23 protein-coding genes are annotated in these 22870 nt (G+C 72.9%); 9 read left to right on the top strand and 14 right to left on the bottom strand.

What is annotated here, in order from left to right; translation table 11 throughout:
- Positions 1–105 precede the first annotated feature (105 nt).
- Positions 106–1743 carry an AMP-binding protein gene (locus ACA361_RS34175; protein ID WP_375019004.1) on the top strand — a complete coding sequence of 546 codons (1638 nt, stop codon included), beginning with the start codon at positions 106–108 and terminating at the stop codon, positions 1741–1743.
- 56 nt (positions 1744–1799) lie between these two features.
- On the opposite strand, the gene ACA361_RS34170 is transcribed toward ACA361_RS34175, so the two are convergent.
- The 4 genes from ACA361_RS34170 to ACA361_RS34155 are packed head-to-tail and all read right to left on the bottom strand — an operon-like array spanning position 1800 to position 4896.
- Entirely contained in the window at positions 1800–2597 is a 798-nt protein-coding gene (locus ACA361_RS34170; RefSeq protein WP_375019003.1) for an SDR family NAD(P)-dependent oxidoreductase, read from the bottom strand.
- Positions 2594–3394 (bottom strand): SDR family NAD(P)-dependent oxidoreductase, encoded by an 801-nt coding sequence (locus tag ACA361_RS34165; RefSeq protein ID WP_375019001.1) that lies wholly within the window; start codon positions 3392–3394, stop codon positions 2594–2596. The genes ACA361_RS34170 and ACA361_RS34165 overlap by 4 nt, the downstream gene beginning before the upstream one ends.
- A gap of 48 nt (positions 3395–3442) precedes the next feature.
- Complete coding sequence (locus ACA361_RS34160; RefSeq protein ID WP_375019000.1) at positions 3443–3748, bottom strand: ferredoxin; 306 nt, start codon at positions 3746–3748, stop codon at positions 3443–3445.
- A complete protein-coding gene (locus ACA361_RS34155) occupies positions 3745–4896 on the bottom strand; it encodes a Rieske 2Fe-2S domain-containing protein (protein ID WP_375018998.1) in 1152 nt (383 codons plus the stop codon). The genes ACA361_RS34160 and ACA361_RS34155 overlap by 4 nt, the downstream gene beginning before the upstream one ends.
- 156 nt (positions 4897–5052) lie before the next feature.
- On the opposite strand from ACA361_RS34155, the gene hsaA reads away from it, so the two are divergent.
- From hsaA to ACA361_RS34140, 3 genes are all read left to right on the top strand, one after another.
- Positions 5053–6219 carry a 3-hydroxy-9,10-secoandrosta-1,3,5(10)-triene-9,17-dione monooxygenase oxygenase subunit gene (gene hsaA, locus ACA361_RS34150; protein WP_375018996.1) on the top strand — a complete coding sequence of 389 codons (1167 nt, stop codon included), beginning with the start codon at positions 5053–5055 and terminating at the stop codon, positions 6217–6219.
- Positions 6219–7664, top strand: coding sequence for an FAD-dependent oxidoreductase (locus ACA361_RS34145; RefSeq protein WP_375018994.1), 1446 nt, complete (start codon positions 6219–6221; stop codon positions 7662–7664). Before hsaA ends, ACA361_RS34145 begins: the two co-directional genes overlap by 1 nt.
- A gap of 65 nt (positions 7665–7729) precedes the next feature.
- Positions 7730–8278, top strand: a complete 549-nt coding sequence (locus tag ACA361_RS34140; protein ID WP_375018992.1) for a dihydrofolate reductase family protein — start codon at positions 7730–7732, stop codon at positions 8276–8278.
- Between the two features lie 106 nt (positions 8279–8384).
- Here ACA361_RS34140 and ACA361_RS34135 read toward each other — a convergent pair whose 3' ends face one another.
- The 5 genes from ACA361_RS34135 to ACA361_RS34115 form a co-directional block, all read right to left on the bottom strand.
- On the bottom strand, positions 8385–8543 hold the full coding sequence (locus tag ACA361_RS34135; protein ID WP_375018991.1) for a hypothetical protein: 159 nt from the start codon (positions 8541–8543) through the stop codon (positions 8385–8387).
- Between the two features lie 43 nt (positions 8544–8586).
- Positions 8587–9072: a PASTA domain-containing protein gene (locus tag ACA361_RS34130; RefSeq protein ID WP_375018989.1), complete on the bottom strand. Its 486-nt coding sequence runs from the start codon at positions 9070–9072 to the stop codon at positions 8587–8589.
- A gap of 238 nt (positions 9073–9310) precedes the next feature.
- Positions 9311–9511 carry a hypothetical protein gene (locus ACA361_RS34125; RefSeq protein WP_375018987.1) on the bottom strand — a complete coding sequence of 67 codons (201 nt, stop codon included), beginning with the start codon at positions 9509–9511 and terminating at the stop codon, positions 9311–9313.
- A gap of 183 nt (positions 9512–9694) precedes the next feature.
- Positions 9695–10843: an alpha/beta hydrolase family protein gene (locus tag ACA361_RS34120; RefSeq protein ID WP_375018985.1), complete on the bottom strand. Its 1149-nt coding sequence runs from the start codon at positions 10841–10843 to the stop codon at positions 9695–9697.
- Positions 10840–12339: an FAD-dependent oxidoreductase gene (locus ACA361_RS34115; protein ID WP_375018983.1), complete on the bottom strand. Its 1500-nt coding sequence runs from the start codon at positions 12337–12339 to the stop codon at positions 10840–10842. Before ACA361_RS34115 ends, ACA361_RS34120 begins: the two co-directional genes overlap by 4 nt.
- A 151-nt stretch (positions 12340–12490) precedes the next feature.
- Between ACA361_RS34115 and ACA361_RS34110 the strand changes: the two genes are divergently transcribed.
- A complete protein-coding gene (locus ACA361_RS34110) occupies positions 12491–13105 on the top strand; it encodes a TetR/AcrR family transcriptional regulator (protein WP_375018981.1) in 615 nt (204 codons plus the stop codon).
- Between the two features lie 51 nt (positions 13106–13156).
- Entirely contained in the window at positions 13157–13924 is a 768-nt protein-coding gene (locus ACA361_RS34105; RefSeq protein WP_375018979.1) for an SDR family NAD(P)-dependent oxidoreductase, read from the top strand.
- Positions 13925–13970: 46 nt separating this feature from the next.
- Here ACA361_RS34105 and ACA361_RS34100 read toward each other — a convergent pair whose 3' ends face one another.
- Positions 13971–14900, bottom strand: a complete 930-nt coding sequence (locus ACA361_RS34100) for a 3-oxoacyl-ACP reductase (protein WP_375018977.1) — start codon at positions 14898–14900, stop codon at positions 13971–13973.
- A 223-nt stretch (positions 14901–15123) separates the two neighbouring features.
- Between ACA361_RS34100 and ACA361_RS34095 the strand changes: the two genes are divergently transcribed.
- The 3 genes from ACA361_RS34095 to ACA361_RS34085 all read left to right on the top strand — a co-directional run bounded on the left by ACA361_RS34095 (position 15124) and on the right by ACA361_RS34085 (position 18944).
- Positions 15124–17358 carry an acyl-CoA dehydrogenase gene (locus tag ACA361_RS34095; RefSeq protein WP_375018975.1) on the top strand — a complete coding sequence of 745 codons (2235 nt, stop codon included), beginning with the start codon at positions 15124–15126 and terminating at the stop codon, positions 17356–17358.
- A gap of 5 nt (positions 17359–17363) precedes the next feature.
- Positions 17364–17981: a PaaI family thioesterase gene (locus ACA361_RS34090; RefSeq protein WP_375018973.1), complete on the top strand. Its 618-nt coding sequence runs from the start codon at positions 17364–17366 to the stop codon at positions 17979–17981.
- An 87-nt stretch (positions 17982–18068) separates the two neighbouring features.
- The gene (locus ACA361_RS34085) at positions 18069–18944 is read left to right on the top strand and encodes an NAD(P)H-binding protein (protein WP_375018971.1); all 876 of its coding nucleotides are present in this window, start codon (positions 18069–18071) and stop codon (positions 18942–18944) included.
- On the opposite strand, the gene ACA361_RS34080 is transcribed toward ACA361_RS34085, so the two are convergent.
- The 4 genes from ACA361_RS34080 to ACA361_RS34065 form a co-directional block, all read right to left on the bottom strand.
- The gene (locus ACA361_RS34080) at positions 18935–19888 is read right to left on the bottom strand and encodes an AraC family transcriptional regulator (protein WP_375018969.1); all 954 of its coding nucleotides are present in this window, start codon (positions 19886–19888) and stop codon (positions 18935–18937) included. The genes ACA361_RS34085 and ACA361_RS34080 overlap by 10 nt on opposite strands.
- An 11-nt stretch (positions 19889–19899) precedes the next feature.
- Entirely contained in the window at positions 19900–20457 is a 558-nt protein-coding gene (locus ACA361_RS34075) for a PIN domain-containing protein (protein ID WP_375018967.1), read from the bottom strand.
- A 2-nt stretch (positions 20458–20459) separates the two neighbouring features.
- Positions 20460–20915: an excisionase family DNA-binding protein gene (locus ACA361_RS34070; RefSeq protein WP_375018965.1), complete on the bottom strand. Its 456-nt coding sequence runs from the start codon at positions 20913–20915 to the stop codon at positions 20460–20462.
- Positions 20916–21085: 170 nt separating this feature from the next.
- Complete coding sequence (locus tag ACA361_RS34065; RefSeq protein ID WP_375018964.1) at positions 21086–22702, bottom strand: class I adenylate-forming enzyme family protein; 1617 nt, start codon at positions 22700–22702, stop codon at positions 21086–21088.
- Positions 22703–22870 lie beyond the last annotated feature (168 nt).

The raw sequence follows: 22870 nt of genomic DNA, 5'->3' as shown, positions 1-22870 counted from the left end.
CGCATCCGGGAGCGGCAGTCCCACTGACTGAGACCTGCGTCACTCCACCGCCGCGGTTGCGGCCATGTTCGCTGGTGGAGCACTGCGTCTGCGGAAGGGAACGCGATGGCCGGCGGTTCGGGGAACACGGCGACGGGCACGCTGCCCGCGGACGAGCGGGCGGGCGCGGCCCCGGTCACGTTCGCGGAACTGGTCGCGGCGCGCTCCGCGGACGACCGGACCGGGCTGTGCTTCGAGGACGACACCTGGACGTGGCGCGAGGTCGTCGCCGAGGCGCGCCGCCGGGGCGGGCTCGCCCGCGAGCTCAGCGCCGACGCCGACGGCCCCTGGCACCTCGGCCTCTTCCTGGAGAACGGCCCGGAGCATCTCTTCTGGCTCCTCGGCGCCGCCCTCGCCGGCATCCCCGTCGTCGAGCTGAACCCGACCCGGCGCGGCGCCGAGCTGGCCCGCGACATCGGCTTCACCGACTGCGGCGTGGTCGTCACCGAGACCTCGCGGTCACCGCTGATCGACGGCCTCGTCCCGGACGTCCCGCTGCTGACGGCCGACGCGGACGCGTACAAGGAACGCCTGGCCGCCGCCGCGCCGCTGCCCGAGGACGCCCCCGCCGTCAGCCCGGACACCTACTTCTCGCTGGTCTTCACGTCGGGGACCACGTCCGCGCCCAAGGCGGTCATCTGCAGCCAGGAGCGGCTCGGCCGGATCTCCCTCCAGCAGCGCGACCGGCGCGGCCTCACGAGCGACGACGTCTTCTACGTCGTGATGCCGATGTTCCACTCCAACGCGATCATGGCCGGGATCGCGCCCGCCGTCGCCACCGGCGGGCGGCTCGTCCTGCGCCGCAGGTTCTCCGCCTCCGGGTTCCTGCCGGACGTGCGGCGGTACGGCGTCACGTTCTTCAACTACGTCGGCAAGCCGCTCAGCTACATCCTGGCCGTCCCCGAGCGGGACGACGACGCCGACAACCCGCTCAAGATCGCGTTCGGGAACGAGGCCGCCGAGCGCGACATCGCCGCGTTCGGCCGCCGGTTCGGCTGCCAGGTGATCGACTCGTACGGGTCCAGCGAGGGCGAGATCCGGCTCAACCGCGTCCCCGGCACGCCGCCCGGCTCGCTCGGCGTGGCGCCCGAGGGCACCGCCGTCGTCGACCCCGACACCATGGAGGAGTGCCCGCCCGCCCGCTTCGACGAGCACGGCTCGCTGCTGAACGGCGACGAGGCCATCGGCGAGATCGTCGACAAGACCGGCGCCGCGCGCTTCGAGGGCTACTACAACAACCCCGAGGCCACCGCCAAGCGCGTCCGCAACGGCTGGGTGTGGTCGGGCGACCTGGCGTACCGGGACGAGGCCGGCTACTGGTACTTCGCCGGCCGCGACAGCGACTGGCTTCGGGTGGACGGCGAGAACTTCGCCGCCGCCCCCGTCGAGCGGCTGCTCGCCCGCTTCGACGCGTTCGACGACGTCGCCGTGTACGCCGTACCGGACGAGCACGTCGGCGACCAGGTGATGGCCGCGGTGGCGCTGGTGCCCGGCGCGTCCTTCGATCCCGCCGCGTTCGCGGCGTTCCTGGACGCGCAGCCCGATCTGGGCACCAAGTGGGCGCCGAGGTACGTCCGCGTGGTGACCGAGCTGCCGCGCACCGCCACCAACAAGGTGATCAAGCGGCCGCTGCGCACCGAGGCGTGGAAGACGGCCGACCCCGTCTACAGGCGAGACGGGGCCGGCTACACGCTCCTGAGCTGAGACGGGCCCGCGCGGCGCCCGCCGGGCGCCGCGCCGGCCTCCGGCGTCAGCATCCGTCAGCTGCTCGGCGGAAGCATCCGCTTCATCGCCGCGTGCGCGCCCGCGACCTTCTTCGCGCGCGGGAAGCCGCCGCGCTTCTCCGCCGCCTCCAGGTTGCCGCCCGCGACCCACACCGGGCCGTCCGCGATGTGCTCCAGGCCCTCGCGCGCGACGTCGTCCGGCTCGGCCACGTTCAGGCCGGGGATGTCCATGTTGAGGCCGGCGCGTTCCATCGCCGGGGTGCGGGTCACGCCCAGCACCAGCTCCAGCACGTCCACGCCGTGCTCGCCCAGCTCCAGCCACAGCCCCTCGGCGAAGATCCGGCCGAACGCCTTGACCGCCGAGTAGACGCTGATCTGCGCCTGCCCCATGAATCCGGCCATCGAGCCGACCAGGATGATCCCGCCCCGGCCGCGCTCCTTCATCAGCGCGCCGAAGTGCTGCGTGATCGCGAGCTGCGCGGTGATGTTCAGGTCGATCACGTCCTGGAAGCGCTCCAGGTCGCCGGTCACGAACTCGTGCCCGTAGCTGTTGGCCCCCGCGTTGTAGATCATCAGGCCGACGTCCAGGCCGTCGGTGACCGCCCGGATCGCCTTCAGCGGCTCCGGCGCGATCAGGTCCAGCTCGATCGTGCGGACCTCGGCGCCCGTCGTGGCCCGCACCCGCTCGGCGGTCTCGTCCAGCGGACCGGGCTTGCGGGCGATCAGCACCAGGTTCAGGCCCGCCTCCGCCAGCCGCATCGCGAACGACGCGCCGACGCCCTCCGAACCGCCCGCGATGACGGCCCAGGGCCCGTACCGGTCCTTATCGATCATTCTTCTCCGTCCAGATCCGGCGTCCACCGGACGCCGTTGATGTGCGATCCGCCGTCCACGAACAGCGTGTTGCCGGTCAGGTAGCGGGCCCCCTCGCTCGCCAGGAAGAGCACCACCGGCGCGATGTCCTCCTCGGGATCGCCCAGCCGGCCCATCGGGTTCGCCGCGTCGGCGGCCGCCTCGATCTCCGGATGGGCCGCCGCCATCCGCCGGAACGCCGCGCTCTTGGCGCCCGGGCACACCGCGTTCACGACCACGCCCGTGGGCGCCCACTCGCGCGCCGCCGTACGGGTCAGCGTCCGCAGCGCCTCCTTGGCGGAGTTGTACTCCAGCGTCCCCATGTGGGCGTTGACCCCGTTCAGCGAGCACATGTTGATCACGCGGCCCCAGCCGCGCGTCTTCATGTGCGGGAACGCGGCCTGCATCGCCCACAGGGGGCCGTAGTAGCCCATCGCGAAACCGCGTTCCAGCTGCGCGTCGGTCTTGGCCTCGACCCGGCCGACGGTGCCCGCGCCCCAGGCGTTGTTGACCAGGACGTCCACCCGGCCCCACGCCTCGACGGCCGCCGCCACCATGGCCTCGACCCGCGCCTTCACGGTCACGTCGGTGGCCACGAAGAGGGCCTCGGCGCCGAACTCGGACTCCAGCTCCTTCGCGACCCGGCGGCCGCTCTCCTCGTTCAGCTCCGCGACGACCACCTTCGCCCCGGCCGCCGCGAACCGGCGGGCCACGCCGCGCCCGATGCCGTCCCCGGCCCCGGTCACGACCGCGACCCGCCCCTCCAGTTCAGCGTTCATCCGATCAGTGCTCATCGCCTCGCGTCCGCTCGGCGCTTCGCGGGCGGCTCAGTGGTCATGGTCGGGGCGGTCCGTGACCTCGGCGCCGTAGGACGGGGTCGCCTCGTCGAGGATGGGGAGGCGGCCCTCCGCGGCGGCCCTCGCGATCGACTCCCGCAGCGCCGGGCACGTGGTGTGGCGGTCGGCCGGCGGGGCGGCGCACAGGACCATCGCCTGCGCGCTCCACTGGATGCTCGTCTGCTCCCAGCTGGACTTGCGCGCGAGCACGGCGGCGCCGCACCGCGCGCAGTCCACCTCCGTCATCGGCACCCCGGGGGCGGCCTCGGCGAGCCGCTCGTCCTGCCGCACGCTCATGCCGAACCGGCCGCTTCCCTCCGGGCCAGGTTCTCCTCGACCTCGGCCTGCCACGCCTCGACCGGGCGGGTGGTGTCGAGCTCGTGCTCGAACCGCGCCGTCATCTCCGGGTCGATGTCCGCGACGTCCACGTAGAACTGCTCGTACCAGCGGCGCAGCTGGTAGACCGGGCCGTCCTCCTCGCACAGCAGCGGGTTGTCGATCCGCGCCTTGTGCTTCCAGATCTCCACGTCCTGGTTGAAGCCGGTCAGGATGAACTTCGACATCGTCCTGGCCATCTGGTCGGCCGCGTCGCCCGGCAGCACGTCCGAGCGCTGCGCGATGATCCCCGACATCAGGACGAACGAGTTCTCGTCGATCGGGTAGTGGCAGTTGAGCAGCACCGACTCCAGGTCGAAGCCCTCGTAGTGGTACGTGAGCTCGTCGATCATGAAGGACGGGCCGAAGTACGACGCCACCGAGCTGTTGCCCAGCAGCTTGGGCCCCTTCCCGCCCTTCTGGCCGCTGTCGGGGCGAGATTTGCCGTTCATGACCTGGGTGGCGACGTGCCCCTCGAAGACGTTCTTGAAGTACGTCGGGAACGACTGGTGGATGTAGAAGAAGTGCGCCATGTCGACGACGTTGTCGATCACCTCGCGCACGTTGGTGTGCACGATCGTCTCGTTCCAGACCCAGTCGGTCCAGTCGTCGCGGGTGGCGCCCGGGATCAGCGGGATCGCCTGCTCCGGCAGGGGCGGGTTGCCCTCAGGGTCGTTCCAGACGAACAGCATCCCGTCCTGGTCGAGCGTCGGCCACGCGCTCGTCCGGGCGCGCAGCGGGACCCGGCGCGAGTACGGGATCTTCTTGCAGCGGCCGTCGCCGCCCCAGCGCCAGTCGTGGAACGGGCAGGCGATCTCGTTGCCCTTGACCGTGCCCTGCGACAGGTCCCCGCCCATGTGCCGGCAGTAGGCGTCCAGGACGTTGAGCTTGCCGTCCTCGCCCTGGAACACCACCAGCTTCGTGCCGAAGGCGTTGATGGTGTGCGGCTTGCCGTCCTTGAAACCGCTGGACAGGCCAATGCAGTGCCACCCGCGGGCGAACCGGGTGGGGACCTCCTCCGCCTCGATGAGGCGGACTTCGTCGGTCTCGGCTGCGGTCACGTGGATCATCCCTTCCAGGGGAGGGTCTTCTCAGGATGAACGCTAGGTCGTGGAGGGCCGAATCGGCCTCCCCGTCCCATTGGCCGGGACGGTCTCCCCGCCGGGACGCCATGGGTGATCTGCTGCAATGGTAAGGAGAGCACCATCGGGAATCGGAGCGGCCGGATGAGCAACCAGGTCCAGGCAGCGGTGCGCGAGCTGCTTCCGCAGCTGGCCGAGCGGGCCAAGTCCGTCGACGAGAAGGGGCGGATCCCCGACGACAGCATCCGCGATCTCATCGGATCGGGCCTGTTCCGGATGCTCCAGCCGCGCCGTTTCGGCGGGACCGAGACCGATCCGTCCCGGTTCTACGAGGCCGTCCGCGCCATCTCCGGCGCCTGCGCGTCCACCGGCTGGGTCGCCGGCATCCTCGGCGTCCACTCCTGGCATCTCGGCCTGTTCCCCGAGTCCGCGCAGCGCGAGGTGTACGGCCGCGACCAGGACACGCTCGTCTGCTCCTCGTACGCCCCGGTCGGCCGGATCACCCCCGTCGAGGGCGGCTACGAGGTCTCCGGCCGGTGGGGCTTCTCGTCCGGCTGCGAGTTCGGCTCCTGGGCGCTGCTCGGCGGCCTGGTCGTCGGCGCCGAGGGCAAGCCCGTCGACTTCATGACGCTGCTCGTCCCGCGGCAGGACTACGAGATCCGCCAGGTGTGGGACTCGATGGGGCTGCGCGGCACCGCCAGCGACGACATCGTGATCGAGCGGGCGTTCGTGCCCGAGCACCGCACCGTCCGCAACTTCGACCAGGCCCAGCTGCGCACCCCCGGCCGCAAGGTCAACCCCGGCCCCCTCTACCGGATGCCGTTCGGGACGATCTTCACCTCGGCCGTCACCGCCTGCGTGATCGGCGTCGTCGAGGGCTGCTACGAGTCGTACGTCGAGCAGATGCGCGACCGCATCCGGCTCAGCCTCGGCGGCGGCCGCTTCGTCGAGGACCAGTTCGCCCAGGTGTCGGTGGCCCGCGCCGCGTCCGAGATCGACGCGGCCGCGCTCCAGACCGACCGCAACATCCGCGAGATGTACGAGTTCGCCGTCAAGAACGAGACGATCCCGATGGAGTTGCGGCTGCGCGCCCGCCGCGACCAGGTCCGCGGCACCGAGCGCGCCATCGAGGCCATCGACATCCTGTTCAAGACCGCCGGCGGCAACTCGCTGCACCGCGGCCACGCCCTCGAACGCGCCTGGCGCGACGCCCACGCCGGCAGCCTGCACGTGGCCAACGACGTGGAGCGCGGCCTGTCCATGTACGGCCGCGGCGTCTTCGGCCTCACCGTCGAGGACAACCTCGTCTGATGGCGCCCGCCGGGGGATTCGACGAGGAGTACGACGTCGTCGTCGCCGGGGCCGGCGCGGCCGGTGCCGCCGCCGCCCTCGCGGCCCGCGAGGCGGGCGCCCGGGTGCTGGTCGTGGAGAAGTGCGACCCCGGCACGGCCGGCGGCAACACCCGCGTCAGCGGCGGCGGCTGGTTCGTCAACGCCGACAGCGCCCGCGCCGAGGTCTTCCTGCGCAACCTGAGCGCCGGCTTCCCCGTACCCGACGACGTCGTGGCGGCCTGGGCCCGCGAGACCGCCGCCGTCCCGGACTGGATGCGCCGCCTGGGCGCCGACGCGAAGACCAACCCCCACTTCCACGTGGGCCCCGAGTACGACGACATCGAGGGCAGCGACTGCTACGCCGGCATGGAGACCGTCGGCGGCCGGATGGGCGACTTCCTCCTCTACGACTTCCTGCTGTCGGCGCTGAAGGAGAACGGCGCCGAGGTCCGCTTCTCCGAACCGGCACAGCGCCTCCTCACCTCCGGCGGCGCGGTGACCGGTGTCGAGACCCTCCGCGGCGGGCGCCCGTTCCGCATCGGCGCGCGCGGCGGCGTCGTCCTGGCAACCGGCGGCTTCGAGGCCGACCCCGGCATGGTGGCGAACTACCTGCGCGTCACCGGCCACGTCACGTGGGGCTCGCCGTACACCACCGGGGACGGCCACCGGATGGCGCAGGACGTCGGCGCCGACCTGTGGAACATGAGCAACATGATGACGATCGTCGGCGTCCCGACCGGCGGCGGCCGCGGCCACCTCCTCGCGCTCTGGCACGCCCAGAACTACGTCTTCGTGAACGGCCAGGGCCGCCGCTTCATCGACGAGAGCGCCCGCAACAAGCACGGCCACGTCCTGCGGAACGGCTACTACGAGCACTTCCCGCTGCACCCCCTGTACCTGGTGTTCGACGAGCGCGTCCGCGCGGCGGGCCCGATCGTCCCGAGCCCCGAGTCGCTGCCCGTCGGCTGGCCGGTCCTCATGGACGGCCACGCCTGGAGCCCCGACAACTCCGCCGAGATCGCCAAGGGCCTGATCCACCGGGCGGACACCATCGAGGACCTCGCCGCCCTCATCGACGTGCCCGGCGACCGGCTCGCACGCACGATCACCGCGTACAACGAGTCGGCCGCCCAGGGCCGCGACGACGCCTTCGGCCGCCGCCCCGCCACCCTCGCCCCGGTCTCGCAGCCCCCGTACCACGCGGTCCGCTGCCACCCGCTCCTCGGCTGGAGCAACGGCGGCCCCCGCCGCGACGGCCGCGCCCGCGTCCTGGACACCCGCGGCACCGCGATCGGCGGCCTCTACGCCGCCGGCACCGTCAGCTCCACGTACGGCTTCCTCAAGGACGGCGGCTTCCACATAGCCGACGCCCTGGCCTTCGGCCGCGTCGCCGGCCACGAGGCCGCCACCCGCGCCGGCACGTGATTCTGTCCGACCCCCGGAGCACAATGGGCCGCTGACAGGGATTTCGCACCGGCACCGGAGGAACCATGCGCAAGCTCATCGAATCGACGTTCGTGACGCTGGACGGGGTCATCTCCTCGCCGGAGAAGTGGGGCTCGCCCTACTGGGACGAGGAGCACTCGGGATACGGCGAGAAGCTCTTCTCGGCCTCCGACGCCCTCCTGCTGGGCCGCGTGACCTACGAGGCGTTCGCGCAGGTCTGGCCGCAGATGGAGCAGGAGGAGGGCGACTACGCCTCCCGCATGAACGCCCTCCCCAAGCACGTCGCCTCCCGGACCCTGAAGCCGGACCAGGCCACCTGGAACGCCACGATCATCGAGGGAGACGTCGCCGAGGAGGTCGCCGCGCTCAAGGAACGGCCGGGCAAGAACATCCTGAAGTACGGGACCGGGGAACTCGACCGGACGCTCCTGGAACACAAGCTCGTGGACGAGTACCACTTCTGGGTGTTCCCCGTCGTCTCCGGAAGCGGCGAGCGCCTCTTCGACGGGCTCGGCACCACCCACCTGAAGCTGGTGAGGTCCACGCCGTTCGCGTCCGGCATCGTCGTCCACGTCTACGAACCGAAGCCGTAGCCCCGGGCGGGATCCGGGAGGACGATGGGGCATGGCGCAGAGGCCCGCCATCCCACGCGAAGGCCCACCATGCCGCCGCGCGGCTCAGGCGGATCGCCCGGGACGGCTACGAGGGGTCGTCCTGGGAGACGGTCGACTGGAGCCACCGCATCTCGGAGCCATGAGGCCGCGGGGCCTCGGGCTCCGGGTCGTCCTCCTCGCCGAGGACGGCTTCGGCCCATTCCGCGATGTCGTCGATGTCCGGCGGGTCTCCTCGTGCGGCCACGATCGTCACCTCTCCGGTCGATGAGCCGACCGTACAACAGGAGCTACCGCCGCGGGCGCCACCGGTCGCGGCGGTCGCACCCGTCCGTCCAGCGGTCCCAGGCGTCCTCCCGTGAGCAGCGCCGGTCCCGGCGCCTCTCGTCGCGGCCGGTGGCGCGCGGTGCGGGCGAGGTCGCGCGGGGCCGGACGGTCGCCGACGGCTTCGGCGTGGACGTGGGGCGGCCCACGTCGAGCGTCCCGGAGTACAGCGTGACCGTGCCGTCCACCGGCACCACCGAGCCGGCCGGCGGATCCTGCCGTACGACGACGCGCTCGGCGCCGCGACCCGCACTCTTCTCCACCAGCGAGCGGAATCCCGCCGTCCGCATCGTGTCCAGGGCCTCCTGCGGGGCCCGGCCCACGACGTTCGGGACCTGCACTTTCCCGGACGGCACCGCGACCGCGCCACCGTCCGGCGCCGTGCCCGGCCCGCCGCACCCCGCCAGAACGAGCACGGCGCCGAGAACCCCCACGGCGACGCGGACGCGCATGCGAACTCCCCTGTCCGGTCGGCGGCACCGGGGCGGGGAGCTCGCCTCTGATGCGCTGGAACGTTCATGAGACGTACGAGGCCCGAAGCCCGTTCACATGGGCGGCGGATCAGTACCCTGGCGGCAGACATTGATGTTCTTTTGCGTGTTCAGCCCGGACGGCCGTGCCCTGGCCGGCGGCAGTTTCGACAACACCGTACGGCTCTGGAAGGTCGGCTGATCCGGCCGCAGGGACGCCCTACTCGCCGCCGCACCCGCAGCCGCCACCGCAGGAGCCGCCGTCGCCGCCGCCTCCCGACAGCCGCTCGCCGCGCACCAGCGTGTCGATGATCGCGCCGAGGAAGAACGCGCCGAAGGCGCTGATGATGGTCAGCCAGCCCGGAAACCCCAGGAGGCTCCCCGCCACGACCGCGCCGACAAAGGAGACAAAGACGATCAAGGCCCGACCTCCTGGATCACTGCCCTCGCGTCCAGCCTGCCTCGCGCACCACGTGCCGTCCATGGCCGTCGCGAGTCCGGCCCGCGACCACGGGGTGAACCGGACCCCGGCCGCAGCGGAGGCTTTGTCGAAGGGTGAGGCCCGTGCCCCGGGGTGGGTGGGCACGGGCCTCGGGTCTTCTCGTCAGCAGGTGGGCTGCGGGGCGCGGCCCCTGCGGAGGGCCTCCACGTAGGCGAAGGCGTCGTTGTACGAAGCCTCGATGACGCCGCGGTGGTCGGCGCCCTCGTAGTGGTTGTACGTGATGCCCTTGTAGCGGCTGCAGAGGTCCTTCACGACGGCGTCGGTGGCCGGGGTGGAGACCTGGGTGTCGGCGGCGCCCTGGACGACGAGGGTGGGGACCTTGAGGGTGAGGCCCATCGGCTCCTGGGTGCGCAGGTAGGCGGTCAGGGGGCCGAGGTCGGCGTCCGGCTTGAAGACCTTCTCGGGGGCGAGGGTCCTGCTCATCTCGGCGAGCTGGGCGTTGCAGGCGGTGGTGCGGCCCGCCTTCAGGATGGCGGCGGCCTCGCCGGTCAGGAGGCCGTCGACGTCGAGGGACGGGTCGGCGGCCTTCGCGCCGTTCAGGATGATGAACAGGAACGACATCGCGGCCCCGGCACCGGGCCGGCCGGTACGGACGTAGTCGGGCGTCTGGCTCGTCATGGAGCCGGGCGCGAGGGCGACGGAGCCCTTCAGGTCGACGTCCTTGGGACGCTGGCGGGCGGCGGCGGTGAACAGGGCCGCGTGGCCGCCCTGGCTGTGGCCGATGACGAAGTAGCCGCGGCCGACGCGGCGGTCGACCGCGCGGGCGGCGCGGACCATGTCGATCGCGGTGTTGGCGGCGCTGGTGCCGTTCATGTACGGGTGCCCGCCCGGGGTGCCGAGGCCCTCGTAGTCGGTCTGGACGACGGCGTAGCCCTTGGCCACCCACTTGTCCAGGTACTTCTGGGTGATGGAGAGGTAGCCGTGCGCGGGGCCGTCCGGGGTGTCCTGGGACGGGGCGCAGAGGTCGGCGTTGCCGGTGGTGCCGTGCGTCCAGGTGATCACGGGGTGGCCGCCGGGCGGTGCCGGGGTCCGGGGGAGGGCGACCGTGCCGGTGACCTTGATCGGCCTGCCGGTGACGCCCTCGGAGACGTAGGTGACCAGGTGGTTCGCGCGGGCCGATGGCAGTGCCGCCGCGTTGGTGAGGGGCTGGACGTTCAGGACCTTCCCGCGCTGGCCGGGGGCGGCCTGGGCGGGGGCGGCGAGGGCGGTCACGGCGGTGGCCGCGGCCGCGATCGCCAGGAGCTTCTTCATGCGCTTTCCTTCATGTCCTGGACGGCGCGGTAGGCGAACGCCATGCCGGAGCCGATCGGGATGCCGGGGCCCGGGTAGAACGGGCCGGTGAACGAGGCCGTCGTGTTGCCCGCCGCGTACAGGCCGGGGATGGCGGCGCCGGAGGCGTCCAGGACGCGGCTCTCGGTGTCGGTGCGGAGGCCGCCCTTGGTGCCGAGGTCGCTCAGGACCATCCGGGCCGCGTAGTACGGGGGCCGGTCGACGGGGACGAGGCAGGGGTTGGGGCCGTCGTTGCCGGCGGCGAAGAACAGGTCGTACGGGTCCTCGCCGCGGTGGAAGTCCTCGTCGACGCCCTTCTCCGCGAAGCCGTTGAAGCGTTCCACGGTGGCGGTGAGGGCGTCGGCGGGCAGGTTCAGTTTCCCGGCGAGTTCGGGGAGGGTGCCGGCCTTGACCCAGGTCCCGGCTTCGAGGTGGTCGGCCGCGGCGGCGCCCGGGAGGGCGATGGCGGGCAGGCGGCCCTTGGACCGGGAGTCGAAGATCAGGTGCGCCGGGACGTGGCCGTTCATGGCCCGGCCCGCCTGGTCGTAGGGGAGGGACTCGTTGAAGAAGCGGCGGCCGGTGCCGTCCACCATGAGGCCGCCGCGGAAGCCGAGGGTGAACGAGGCGCGCCCGTCGGGGTCGACGGAGCCGGGGCACCACCACGCCTGGTCGAACTGGGCGGTGGCGGCGCCGATCCGGACGGCGGCGCCGATCGCGTCGCCGGTGTTGCCGCCGGGGGCCATCGTCCAGGCGGCGCCGCCGGGCAGGTCGCCGCGCATGGCGTCGTCGTTCTCGTAGCCGCCGGCGGCCAGCAGGACGCCGCGCGCGGCGCGGATGCGGGTGCCGCCCGCCTCGACGCCGGTGACCCGGCCGCCCTCGACGATCAGGCCGGTGAGGGCAGTCCCGGTGCGGACGGTGCCGTTGCCGCTGTTGAGGAACGCCAGCAGGAGGCGGCCGATCAGGGCGCGGCCGCCGCCGAGCGGCTGGTCCGGGTCGTGGCCGAGGCCGGGGCGGTCGCGCTCGACCGGCGGGCGGACGAGGGCGGCGGACTCGCCGAGTTCGGCGATGGGGAGGTCCAGCGGCATGAAGGAGCGGCCGAGGTCCAGCCGGCCGGGGGCGGCGTAGTAGTCGGGGAAGGGGCTCCACTTGAACTCGATGGCGGGGTCGCGTTCCAGGAACTCCACGACCTGGGGCGCGGCCTCCAGGAACGCCTCGCGGTGCGCCTCGTTCTCGTCGCCGAGGAGGGCCCGCAGGTAGGTGCGGGCGTTCTCGGTGGAGTCGTCGAGCCGCGCGCGCTCCTGCACCTGCGTGCCGGGCAGCCAGATGGAGGCGCCGGAGTAGGCGGAGGTGCCGCCGAGCAGGTCCGTCTTCTCCAGGATGAGGGTGCGCAGCCCGCTCGCCGCCGCCACCAGGGCGCCGGTCATCGCCCCCGCGCCCGAACCCGCCACCACCACGTCGAACGTGTCGTCCCAACCCATGCGCTGTCCTTTCAGGTCTCGGCGGGTACAGGCAAGCGCAACGGACGGCCGGGCGGAACTTTCCATCCCACTCACCGGTATCGGGAGGACGCCGGGTGACCCGGGGATCTATGTATTGTCATGACGTTGGTGGAAGTGAACGGGGGACATCGTGCCGAGGATCGCATCGGCCCGGCCGGCGGCCGAGCCCAGCTCTCCCGAGCAGCACGATCGGCGCGAGCGGATCCTCCGGGCGGCGGCGCGGATCGGCAGCGACAAGGCGTTCGAGCGCGTCCAGATGCACGAGGTGGCCAAGGCCGCCGGGGTGGCGATCGGGACGCTGTACCGCTACTTCCCGTCCAAGACGCATCTGTTCACGGCGGTGATGGCGGCGCAGGTGGACCGGTTCCGGGAGAGCGTGCGCCCGGCCGGGCCGGACGTGTCGCCCGAGGACGCCGTCGGCGACATCCTGGTGCGGGCCAGCCGGGAGCTGCTGGCCAGGCCGATGCTGGCCAACGCGATGCTCCAGTCGTCGAACACGGCGGGGTACGCGACCGTCGCCGACGCCATCAAGATCGACACCTCGTTCCGGGAGATCGTGCTGGAGGCGCTCGGGATCGAGAACGCCACCGTCCAGGACGTCACGCTGGTGCGGCTGATGATGCAGTGCTGGTACGGGGTGCTCCAGTCGAGCCTCAACGGGCGGGCGTCCCTGGCGGACCTGGAGGACGACATCCGGCTGGCCTGCCGGCTGCTGCTGGCACGGCGCTCCAACGCCCCGTCCTGATCAACGGGACGGTCCGGCCGGGCGGCGGAGGGCGGACTGTACCGTTCCGCCATGAATCGCTTCGATGGTGCGCCGTCCCGCTTCGGTAATCACAAAGTGCTGCTCACCGGTGCCGCGTCGGGCATCGGGCGGGCCACCGCGATCCGGCTGGCGGCGGAGGGCGCGCACGTCTTCGGCGTCGACCGCGCCGAGGAGGGGCTGAAGGAGACCGCGGCGGCGGTGGCCGGGCCCGGGACGTTCACCTTCCGGACGACCGATGTCACCGACGAGCCTGCGGTGATCGAGACCGTGCGGGAGGCGGCGGCGGAGCTGGGCGGCATCGACGTCCTGGCGAACGTGGCCGGGATGCACCGCACGACCCCGATCGCGACGCTGTCGGTCGAGGACCTGCAGGAGCTGTTCTCGGTGAACCTCGTCGGCACCGCGCTGTTCTGCCGCGAGGCGCTGCCGCACCTGCCCGACCGGTCCGGCGTGATCGTGAACGTGTCGTCGCTGTCGGCGACGCAGGGGAACCCGTTCATGAGCGCGTACGCGGCGTCCAAGGCGGCCGTGCTGGGGTTCTCGGTCACGCTGGCCGCCGAGGTCAGCGGGCGCGGCATCCGGGTGGTGACGGTGTCGCCGGGGTCGACCGACACCCCGCTGGTCCGGTCGGTGGCGTTCCCGGAGGGGGCCGACGCCGGCTACTACGCCCGCCTGCTGGCCCCGCTGGGCGTCGCGACGCCGGAGCAGATCGCGGGCACCATCGCGTACGCGGCCTCGGCCGACGCCGGGTACCTCACCGGCGCCGACATCCGGGTCGACGGCGGCGCGCACATGTGAGTGCGGCGGCCGCCTCCCCGCGCCGGAAGGCGGCCGCCCCGCCGGCCTACTTGGGTCGGACGTTCGTGGTGCCCGTGTCGTCCAGGGCGGCGACGCTGTACGCGGCGTACGTGCGGTGCGGCTCGCGGCCCTCGAAGTACGGCGACAGCCGGGCGCCGAACTCCTCGACCGTGAACACGCCCTCCTTGGCGGTGAACTTCTGCTCGACGGTCGGGGCGGCCATCAGCGCGACCATGTCGCCGTACACGACGAAGACCTGCCCGCCGATGTTCCCGGCGGCGGGGGAGGCCAGGTAGCTCACGAACGTCCCGACGCGCTCGGGGGCCATGGCGTCCAGCCCGCCGGGCGCGGTGCCCTCGGCGAACGACGCCTCGGTCATGGCGGTGCGGGCGCGCGGGCAGATGGCGTTGGCGCGGACGCCGTACCGGGACAGGCCCTGGTTGGTGGACAGGGTGAGCGCGACGATGCCGGCCTTGGCGGCGGAGTAGTTGGGCTGGCCGGCGCTGCCGAACAGGAACGCCTCGGACGAGGTGTTGATCACCCGGCCGTAGACGGGGCCGCCGGCGGCCTTGCTCGCGGCGCGCCAGTGGACGGCGGCGGCGCGCGAGACGGACGCGTGCCCCTTGAGGTGGACGCGGATGACGTCGTCCCAGTCGGACTCGGCCAGGTTGAACAGCATCTTGTCGCGGAGCACGCCGGCGTTGTTGACCAGGATGTCGAGCGAGCCGAAGGTGTCGACGGCGGTCTCGACGAGCCTGTCGCCGAGGGACCAGTCGCCGACGTCGCCGGTCACCGCGACGGCCTTGCGGCCGAGGGCGCGGATCTCGGCGGCGACGTCCTCGGCCGCCGGGCCCACGTCGTTGACGACCACGTCGGCGCCCTGGGCTGCCAGGGCGAGGGCCTCGGCGCGGCCGAGCCCGGCGCCCGCGCCGGTGACGATGGCGGAACGGCCCGCCAGGGTGAGGTCAGCGTTCATCGAAGGCTCCCGAAAGTGATCGCGATGGGGCATCGCAAACTAGTATGTATTCTAGTTTTCTGCTGGCCAGGGTCCCGCCCAGTGGTCAGCGAGGCTCCGGTCAGTGGTGATGACCCACTCAGCGGGACGGCCCGGAGCGCGAGTGAGAATGAATTCTAGTCTTCGCTTTCCGGACTCCCCGCCGGCCGCCCGGCCGGCCACCATCGAGCGATCTGAGGCGGACATGACCATCGGACTGACCCAGGAGCATCGCGACCTGCGCGACGCGGTGCGCGCCTTCGCCGCCCGGCACGTGACCGCGCAGGCCGTCCGCGCGGCCGCGGACGCCGGCCGGGACGCGGTGCCCCCGTTCTGGACGGGGCTCGCCGAGCAGGGGCTGCTCGGCCTGCACCTGCCGGAGAAGGCGGGCGGCGGCGGCTTCGGGCTGGTCGAGCTGGCGGTGGTGACCGAGGAGCTGGGCCGCGTCCTGGCTCCCGGGCCGTTCCTGCCGACCACGCTCGCGGGCGCCGTCCTCGCCCGTGCCTCCGACCGCGGGGCAGGTCACGAGACCCATCTGGCAGGGCTCGCCGAGGGCACCGTGATCGGCGCGGTCGGGCTGCGGCCCGGCGGGCTCGCGCTGGTCCGCGACGGCGGCCGGACCACCGTGCGCGGCGCGTACGAGCCGGTGCTCGGCGGCCAGATCGCCGACCTGTTCGTCCTCCCGGCCCAGGACGGCGACGCCACCGCCTGGATCGTGCTGCCGCGCGAGGCGCTCCAGGTCGTCGACATGCTCAGCCACGACCCGACCCGGCGCCCGGCGCGGGTCACCGCGGACGACGTGCCCGTACCGGACGGCGCCGTGCTGGCCGGCCTGGACTCGCAGGACGTGCTGGACCTGGCCGCCGTCCTGTTCGCCGCCGAGGCGTCCGGGATGGCCGACTGGTGCACGACCACCGCCGCCGAGTACGCCAAGGTCCGCGAGCAGTTCGGCCGCCCGATCGGCCAGTTCCAGGGCGTCAAGCACCGCTGCGCCCGGATGCTGGCGCGCGCCGAGCAGGCCCGCGCCTGCGCCTGGGACGCCGCCCGCGCCCAGGACCCCGGCACCGGCCCGGGCGAGGCGTCGCTGGCCGCCGCCGTCGCCGGGGCGATCAGCGTCGAGGCCGCGTTCGCCGTCGCCAAGGACTGCATCAACACCCTCGGCGGCATCGGCTTCACCTGGGAGCACGAGGCCGGCTTCTACCTGCGCCGCGCGCAGACCCTGCGCATCCTGCTCGGCTCCACCTCCCGCTGGCGGCAGCGCGTCGCCCGGCTGACCCTGGACGGCGTCCGCCGCGAGCTGGGCGTGGACCTGCCGCCCGAGGCCGCCGCGATCCGCGCGGACGTCCGCGCCGAGCTGGCGCCCGCCAGGGAACTGGTCGGGGCCGAGCGCACCGCGTACCTCGCCGAGCGCGGCTACACCTCCCCGCACCTGCCCGCACCGTGGGGCAAGGGCGCGGACGCGGTCACCCAGCTGGTGATCGCCGAGGAGCTGAAGGACGCCGGGCTGCGCCCGCACGACATGGTCATCGGCAACTGGGTGGTGCCGACGATCATCGCGCACGGCTCGGCGGAGCAGCAGGAGCGGTTCCTGCCGCCGTCGCTGCGCGGCGACCTGGTCTGGTGCCAGCTGTTCAGCGAGCCCGGCGCGGGCTCCGACCTGGCCGGGCTGTCCACCCGCGCCGAGAAGGTCGAGGGCGGCTGGAAGGTCACCGGCCAGAAGGTGTGGACGTCCATGGCCCGCCAGGCCGACTACGGCATCCTGCTGGCCCGGACGGACCAGGAGGCCCCCAAGCACAAGGGCCTGTCGTACTTCCTGCTCGACATGTCCGCGCCCGGCATCGACATCCGGCCGCTCAAGGAGCTGACCGGCGAGGCGCTGTTCAACGAGGTGTTCCTGGACGGCGTCTTCGTCCCCGACGACATGCTCGTCGGGAAGCCCGGCGAGGGCTGGAAGCTGGCCCGCACGACCCTGTCGAACGAGCGGGTGAACCTCGGCAGCGGCTCCTCGCTCGGCAGCGGCGGCGAGGCGCTGCTGGAGATCCTGGCCGCCGACCCGGACGGCGTGGACGCCGCGCGCCTCGCCGAGCTGGGCGACCTGCTGTGCGAGGCCCAGTCCAACAGCCTGTTCGGGCTGCGCACCACGCTGCGCTCGCTGGCCGGCGGGCAGCCCGGCGCCGAGGCCAGCATCGGCAAGCTGCTCGGCGGCGACCACATGCAGCGCGTCTGGGAGACCGCGATGGACTGGACCGGGTACCCCGCCGTTTGCACCGACAACACGGTCGGGGAGGGTGGGGGCGTCGAGGGCCGCGACATCACCTGGCGCTTCCTCAGCTCGCGCAGCATGACGATCGCCGGCGGCACCACCGACGTCCAGCTCAACATCATCGGTGAGCGGTTGCTGGGCCTGCCCCGCGACCCCGAGCCGGCCGGGAGGAGATGAACGCCATGACGACGTCGGTCGAGCTCAACGCCGCCGCCACCGACTCCGGCGTGGACGCGGCGGTCGCCGCGGCCCGCCGGGTGATCGCCGGGCTGGTGCGCGCCGGGAACATGTCGGGCGCCGACATGGACGACATCGCCGCCCGGCTGGACGCCGTGGCCGACGAGCTCGACCGGCACGCCCCCGACCTGGAGGAGCGCCTGGTCGACATGTGGCGCGGCGACGGGATCACCCGGCACGAGGCCGTCACCGGCCCGGAGAACCCGATCGCCCCGCCGCTGGTGTACGAGGGCGGGGACGACGGCTCGATCGAGAGCGAGGTGACCCTGGACCTGCCGTACCAGGGGCCGCCGGCGAGCGTGCACGGCGGCGTCTCCGCGCTGCTCCTGGACCACACGCTCGGCGTCGCCAACTCCTGGGCGGGCACCGCCGGGATGACGGCCGAGCTGACGCTGCGCTACCGGCGCCGCGTCCCGCTGTTCCGGCCGCTCACCGTGACCGGCCGGCAGGTCGCCGTGGACGGCCGCAAGATCCGTACCGTCGGCTCGATCTGGGCGGACGGCGAGGAGTGCGTGACCGCCGAGGGGCTGTTCATCGCCAAGGACCTCGGCCGCCCGCGCTGAGCCCCCGCCGCCCCGGTGAGATGATCTCGCATGCGAACGAGACGTACGACCATGTGATCGTCTCACCGGGCGCGGTGTGATGGGGCCATGACCAACGCATCCGTGACCAGCGCACCGATCCTCGTCCTGGGCGGCCGCGGCAAGACCGGCCGCCGCGTGGTGGCCGGGCTCCGCGACCGCGGCCTGCCCGTCCGGGCCGCCTCCCGTACCGCCGTGTCCCCGCCCGCGGGAGCCCGCTTCGACTACGCCGACCAGACGACCTGGGGCCCGGCGCTCGACGGCGTCCGGGCCGTCTACCTCGTCCCGATGCTCGAGTTCGTGGACGCGGCCACGGTCGCCGCGTTCGTCCGGCGGGCCGCCGGGGAGGGCGTCCGGCGGATCGTCCTGCTGTCGGCGCGCGGCGAGGATCACGAGGCCCATCCCCACCAGGAACCCGTCGAACGGGTCGTCCGGGAGTCGGTCCCGGAGTGGACGATCCTGCGCGCCGCCTGGTTCGCGCAGAACTTCAGCGAGGACTTCCTCCTGGAGCCGGTCCTGTCCGGGGAGCTGGCGCTGCCCGCCGGCGAGGGGCGCGAGGCGTTCGTCGACGCGGGCGACATCGCGGACGTCGCCGTCGCGGCCCTCACGGACGCCGCGCACGCCAGCCGGGTGTACGAGCTGACCGGCCCGGAGGCGCTCTCCTTCCGTACCGCCGCGGACCTCATCGCGAAGGCGTCCGGCCGCGAGGTCCGCTACACGCCCGTCGACCGCGCCACCTACGCCCGCGCCCTGGCCGGGCAGGGTTACCCGGACGAGGTCGTCGAGGTCGTGGCCGACCTGATGGAGACGATCGGCCGCGGCGCGGGCGAGGCGGTCGACGACGCCGTGCCGCGGGTCCTGGGACGCCCCGCGCGCTCGTTCGCCGACTACGCGGAGGAGGCGGCGGCCGCGGGCGCGTGGAAGCCCGGCGCGGCTCAGGGCTGACGGGCCTCGGCGAGCACGGCGCTGGGGGACCGGCCCCGGACGCGCTTGAACGCGTTGCTGAACGCGAAGCCGTCGGAGTAGCCGACGCGGCGCGCGACCGCCGCCACGCTCGCCCCGCGCTCCCGCAGCATGTCGGTGGCCAGCGTCATGCGCCACTCGGTGACGTAGGCCATCGGCGCCATGCCGACCAGCTCGGTGAACACGCGCGCGAACGCCGCCCGCGACATCCCGGCCTCCGCCGCCAGCGTCGCGACCGTCCACGGCCGGCCGGGCTCGTCGTGGACGGCGCGCAGCGCGCTCCCGATGCGCGGGTCGGCCAGCGCGCGGTACCCGGCCGGGGGCTCGGCCTCCGGCCGGGCGAACCACGACCGCAGCGCCTTGACCAGCAGCATGTCCAGCAGCCGGTCCAGGACGATCTGCTGGCCGGGGTCCACCCGGGTGGTCTCGACCGCCAGCAGCGCCGTCAGCGGCGCCAGCTCCGGCCCGTCCGGGACGATCACCAGGTCCGGCAGCGAGTCGAGCAGCCGGTCGCCGACGTCGCCGCGCAGCGGGTACTCGGCGAACAGGAACGTGTCGGCGCCGGCCGCCGCGGTGCCGAGCCCCCAGGTCCGCGGGCCGAGGACCAGGCCGTCGGCGCCCAGCGCGGGACCGTCGCCGACCGTGTGGCAGGTGCTCTCGTCCTCGATCACGATCCCCACCGGGGTGGCCGGATCGTCGGCGACGGTGAACGGCCGGGTGCCGCGGACCAGCGCGATGTCGCCCTTGCGCAGCGGCACCGGCGCCGCGCCGTCCAGAGTGATCCAGGCGTCGCCGGTGAGGACGGTGGCCAGCGCCAGCGGCACCGGCCCGATGAAGCGGAGGCTCCAGGGCGGCTCGACCAGCGAGCGGCAGAACACCGCGCCGCGCGTCCGGACGCCGCCGAGGTGGTCGTCGAGAAGGTCCATGGCGGCCGGGCCTAGTCGCGGGTGCGGAGGGCGGCCACGGACTCGACCAGGCCGGCGCGCTCCAGGGCGTCCAGGACGTCCTCCAGCGTCTCCGGCGGGTTGCTCCGCGAGTCGACGATCTGCTGCACGCAGGCCCAGATCACCCGGTCGTCGAAGTCGATCTGGTCGAGGACGAAGTCGTCGGGGCTCTTGGCCTCCACGTTCCACGGCGCGAGCATGTCGGCCGGGAAGTCCCGCAGGTTCGAGGTGACGATCAGCTGCGCGTGCGCCTTGATCGCGGCGGCCAGCACGTGCCGGTCCGCCGGGTCGGGCAGCTTCAGCGCCTCGATCAGCGGCTCGTGGCCCTCGACCAGCACGTCGGGGACCGCCCGGTTCATCAGGGCGCGCAGCCTCCACAGCTTCTCCACCGGGATGTCCGGGCGGTTGGCGGCGAGGTTGTGCTGCATCTCGTCCAGGATGGCGTTGGACCACTTGGCCTGGACGAGGCCGGACTGCGCGATGCGGATCAGCATGTCGCGCTGCGTGTTGCCGTACAGCACGCAGGCGTCGTAGACCACCACGAACGTCACGGCTAGATGCCCAGTTCCTGGCCGAGGTCGGCGAGCTCGTCGGCGGCGGCGCGGCCCTGCGCCTCGGTCTCGCGCTTGTAGTCCATGAGGTCGTCCCACCGGACGCGGCGGTGCCGGCCGACCAGCTTGAACGGGATCGTGCCCGACTCCAGCAGCCCGATCAGGTACGGGCGGGAGACGTTCAGCAGGTCCGCGGCCTGCTGGGTGGTCAGCTCGGCGTGCGACGGCATCACCGACACGCCGCGCCCGGCGGCGGCCTGGGAAAGGATGTAGGCGAGCAGGCTGACGGCCTGCCGCGGCAGCACCAGCGCCTCCTCGCCGCCGATCTCGGCCTGCACCCGGATGGTCTGCTCGTCGGGGTTGCGCTGGAGGTACGCCTTGATCCGCTGGACGGCCCGCGCGGCCTGCTCGGAGTCGATCGCCCCGGGCTCGATCCGCCTGACCTGGATGTCCGCCATGCCTCCCCCTCGCTCCGCCAAGCCGTCCCTCTATTCGCAGTATGCGAAACAAACGAAGCGAACGCAAGACACCGCGGAACCTTCATGCGGGAGCGCCCCAGGCAAACATCGAACAAACTTTCGAATGAGGCGGCCCCGGCGGGACGTGCCGGGGCCGTGCCGCGCCCGCGTCAGAGGACCGACTCGACCTCTTTCCGGATCACCTTGCCGGTGGCGTTGCGCGGCAGCGGAGCCGTGGTGATCTTCCAGCGGGACGGGACCTTGAAGTACGACAGCCGCTCGGCCGCGAAGTCCGCCAGCTCCTTCTCCGAGGCGGCCTCGTCCATGACCACCACGGCCGCGACCTCCTGGCCGAGGTCCCGGTGCGGGGTGCCGACCACGATGCACTCGCGCACGCCCGGGTACTCGGCCAGCACGTTCTCGACCTCGGCCGGGTAGACGTTCTCGCCGCCGCGCAGGATCAGGTCCGAGCGCCGGGTGGTCAGCCGCAGCCGGCCCTGCTCGACCATGCCGATGTCGCCGGTGTGCAGCCACCGGTCCGCACGGATCGACTTCCCGGTGGCCTCCTCGTCGCGCCAGTAGCCGAGCATGACGTACGCGCTGCGCACGCAGACCTCGCCCTCCTCGCCCTCCGGGAGGGGCCTCCCCTCGGCGTCCCGGATCTGCACCTCGACGCCGGCGATCGGGCGGCCCAGCGTCCCGGGCGACTCGGCGAGGTCCAGCGGGGTCGCCGCCGACACCGCGGTGCAGGTCTCGGTCAGGCCGTAGCTGTCCACCAGCGCGTCCCGCGCGGGCGGGAACGCCTTGCGCAGCCGCTCCTTGAACGCGGGCGACGACGGCGCCGACGCCAGCGCGAACCCCCGCAGCGACGACAGGTCGTACTTGGAGACGTCGCCGTGCTCCATGATCCGGTTCGCCATGGTCGGCACCGCGCCCCAGTGGGTGACGCGCTCCCGCTCGACGAGCCCCAGCACCCGGTCGACGTCGAACGCGCCCTCGTACAGGATGACCGCGCTGCCGGTCGCCAGCCGCGGGACGGCGAGGTTGTGCAGGCTCGCGATGTGGAACAGCGGCAGCGCCAGCAGGTAGCGGTTGTCCGCGGGGGAGCCGGGCATGCCGAACGCGGCGGCCATCGCGTCGTTCAGCCGGTGGTACTCGATCACCGAGGCCAGGTTGCGGTGGGTGTGGACGGCGCCCTTGGGCCGGCCGGACGTCCCGCTGGTGTAGAGGATCACCGCGGGGTCGTCCTCGGCGGCGTCCGGGACGGCCAGCTCGGCGTCCGGGTAGCGGGTGCGGGCGGTGGCGGCGATCTCCTCGACCGGCAGCACGGCCGGCCCGGCCGGCATCCGCGCGGCCCGCTTGGCGTCGGCGAAGACGACCTTCGGCTCGGTGTGGCCGAGCGCGTACTCGATCTCGGGCCGGGTCCACCAGGCGTTGTAGCCGACCGCGATCGCGCCGGTGGCCACCGTGGCCCAGAACGCGACGATCCACCCGGCCGAGTTCGCGGCGTTGATCGCGACCCGGTCGCCGGGGCCGACCCCGTGCTCCTCGCGCAGCAGCGCCGCCAGCGACGCGACCAGGGCCGCGTGCTCGGCGTAGCTCAGCCGGTCCCCGGCGGTGACGATGTAGTCGGAGTCGCCGTACCGCACGGAGCGGGCGAGCACCTCGCCCAGGTTCCGGGAGCGCCCGGCGAACACCGGGATCCGGGCGCCCAGCACCTCCTCCTCGCGCAGCTCGAACTCACCGCCGGGGCCCGTCAGCCCCTGGATGATCTCCATCGCCGTCATGGCCATGAGCTCCTTCGCCTCGCCGGGTGTCTCCGGGCGCCTGCCCGGGCGCTCATTGTCGTTCCCGAATCCGGCTCTGATCAGGACTTCCCGCTGAGTGAGACCGCCTCAGGCGGCCCCGGAAACGCGCCTTACTCCCGGTGAGCGGGACTGACTCTATTGGGTGTG

This window comes from Actinomadura sp. 21ATH, from assembly GCF_041951345.1.
Lineage (GTDB): Bacteria > Actinomycetota > Actinomycetes > Streptosporangiales > Streptosporangiaceae > Spirillospora.
Note: the sequence above shows the minus strand (reverse complement) of the source record. Positions and strands in the feature narration are given on the sequence as shown.